This is a genomic window from Terriglobus sp. YAF25, from assembly GCF_052113305.1.
Taxonomy (GTDB): Bacteria; Acidobacteriota; Terriglobia; order Terriglobales; family Acidobacteriaceae; genus Terriglobus.
This window is the reverse complement of record NZ_JBFRCY010000718.1, coordinates 1-2,314: the sequence shown is the minus strand read 5'-3', so window position 1 is coordinate 2,314 and position 2,314 is coordinate 1. Positions and strand designations below refer to the sequence as shown.

The window sequence follows — 2,314 nt, the reverse complement described above, 5'->3', positions numbered from 1 at the left end:
CGACATCGTCATCGCTATTATTTTTGTTGCCATGGTTCTCGCACCTTGTATCACCGCCGCCCGCTCCGGAGCCGCCAAAGCCGAAGAGAACCTCTAAGACTAAAGATCGCGCACCGTGTGTGCGGCGAAGAAGACCGCAGTCCGAACCTGGATGCGGTCTTTGGTGTTTAAACACGTAGCTTCTTGAGCCTTTTATTTGTCATTTCGCAGAGGGTCCCCGGCCGGCTTTGCTGGCCGGGCAGAGCGACCAGAGGGAGGGGAGAAATCTGCTTCTCCCCCCATACAGTCTCAGTATTCATACACCGCTGCTTCGTGTTTAATCGGCTTCACCCATGAAGATCACCGCCGCAGCGGTCAAGACAGAAGTAGCCCGGCTCGCCGATCCGGCACGCGCCACATTTCTCCAGCGATTCTTCCGCACCGGTAAAGGCGAGTATGCCGAAGGCGATCTCCTGCTCGGCCTCACCGTTCCGCAACAACGTGCCATCGCAAAACACTTCCGCGATCTCCCTCTGCCTGAGATCGAAAAGCTGCTCCGCTCAAAGTTCCACGAACACCGCTTGATTGCCCTGCTCCTGCTCTGCGGCCGCTACGAACGTGCCGACGGAGACAGCGAACAGCGCGAAGAGCTGCACCAGTTCTACCTGGAGCACACCGCCTGGGTGAACAACTGGGATCTGGTCGATACTTCGGCAAGGACCATGGTGGGAGAACACGTTGCTCCGGGACAGTACGGTCTGCTCGACCGTCTCGCGGACTCTGACTCGCTATGGGAACGCCGGATCGCCATCGTCTCCACCTACGCCTCCATCCGCAAAGGAGAGCTTGCGCCTACGTTCCGCATCGCCCGCAGGCTGCTGCATGACCGCCATGACCTCATTCACAAGGCCATCGGCTGGATGTTGCGGGAGGCAGGCAAACAATCTCCCGCGGAACTGCTGGACTTCCTGGAGAAACACTACGCACGTCTGCCACGTACGGCGCTGCGCTACGCTATTGAACGCTTCCCTGAGGAACGCAGGAAACAACTACTGCGCGGAGAGTTCCGAACGTAGACACCGCTACCCTCTCCAGGCCGAGATGATCCGGCCGCCGCTACCCCGCAGCGCCAGGCCGTCCTCTCGTCCGGCAAGATAGCGCGCAGAGAGATCCGGTCCTCCAAGATCCTCAATCTCCCTGAATCCGGCCTCGGTGAGTCGGCCGCTCAACTCCTCTTTGCGGAAGAAGAGCTGGAAGGGCTCGCCCGCCTGGGCCACGCGCGCCGACATCGAGTCCAGCATCATCTGCTCCACCGGCGGCAGCACCTCGCGCGGCTGCGAGTAGTCGAAGACCACGCCCGATCCCGCAGGCCGCTCCGCGATGAAACGCAGAGTCTCGGAAAATCCTCTCTCGGTGAGGTAAGGCACCACTCCCAGCCAGGCAAAGAAAACAGGCTGCGTAAAATCGAACCCGGCCTCGGCGAGTCCCTCCGCCAGCGAATGTTCCTCAAAATCCACGGGAGCGTAGCAAGCATTTTCAGGGACCGGGACACCGGCCTCCGTCAGCAGGCTGCGCTTCCAGACCTGGGTGGCAGGAAAGTCCACCTCGAAGACGCGCAGGCCCGAGAAGGGGTTGCGATAGGCAAAGGTATCGAGGCCCGCGCCCAGCAGCACATACTGCGACAGCCCGCGGGCGACAGCGGCCCCAAGCAGGTCTTCCGCATGGCGACTACGGACCACCATGAACGCGCGGATGGCAGCCGAAAAGGGTTTACGCAGGCCGTCTGGCGTGCGCTTGACCTCGTCCTGCTGCTCCTGAGGAAGAATCCGCAAAGCTACGGGATCCTCCAGAACCAGCGGGCGATCAAAAACCTGGTGCGCCGCGCGCCGCATGGCGACGCGAAGGGCGGTTCTCGATGGAGTTCCCTCAATCATTCCATTTGCATCTTACGAGATATGAAAGTCCCTGCACGTATTGCTCTTCTGCTCGCTGTCTCCCTTATTGCCGGCTGCAACAGTAAATCCGCCGAGACGCCGGAAAACTTCATGACCGGGCTGAACAAATACTGGCCGGAACATCGCCGGGACTGCCTGTTCCCCGCCGGTTGGCGCTTCCCCTACACGACCAGCAATCCCAAGGAGCAGCAACAGCTTGATGCCCTGGTGAAGGTCCTGCTGCTTAARCGCACGAAAGAGGAGAAGCTTGCCTATTACGAGCCGACCGACTACGGCAAAACCGGAGCTCCGCGGTACTGCTATGGCTACCGCGAGGCCAACGCGGTGCTCAGCAATACTCCCCCGGCCGTGAAGGACGGCTTTCGGCAGACAGGTGTCAC

General features: G+C 60.6%; 3 protein-coding genes. 2 read left to right on the top strand and 1 reads right to left on the bottom strand.

The genetic code is table 11. The features are described 5' to 3' along the window. The first annotated feature begins 332 nt into the window (after positions 1 to 332). A complete protein-coding gene (locus tag AB4043_RS22835) occupies positions 333 to 1,055 on the top strand; it encodes a DNA alkylation repair protein (protein ID WP_442302247.1) in 723 nt (240 codons plus the stop codon). Positions 1,056 to 1,061: 6 nt separating this feature from the next. Here AB4043_RS22835 and AB4043_RS22830 read toward each other — a convergent pair whose 3' ends face one another. Next, positions 1,062 to 1,913 (bottom strand): class I SAM-dependent methyltransferase, encoded by an 852-nt coding sequence (locus AB4043_RS22830; RefSeq protein ID WP_442302246.1) that lies wholly within the window; start codon positions 1,911 to 1,913, stop codon positions 1,062 to 1,064. 21 nt (positions 1,914 to 1,934) lie between these two features. Between AB4043_RS22830 and AB4043_RS22825 the strand changes: the two genes are divergently transcribed. Next, a partial coding sequence (locus AB4043_RS22825) for a hypothetical protein (RefSeq protein ID WP_442308193.1) occupies positions 1,935 to 2,314 on the top strand: 380 nt, incomplete at its 3' end.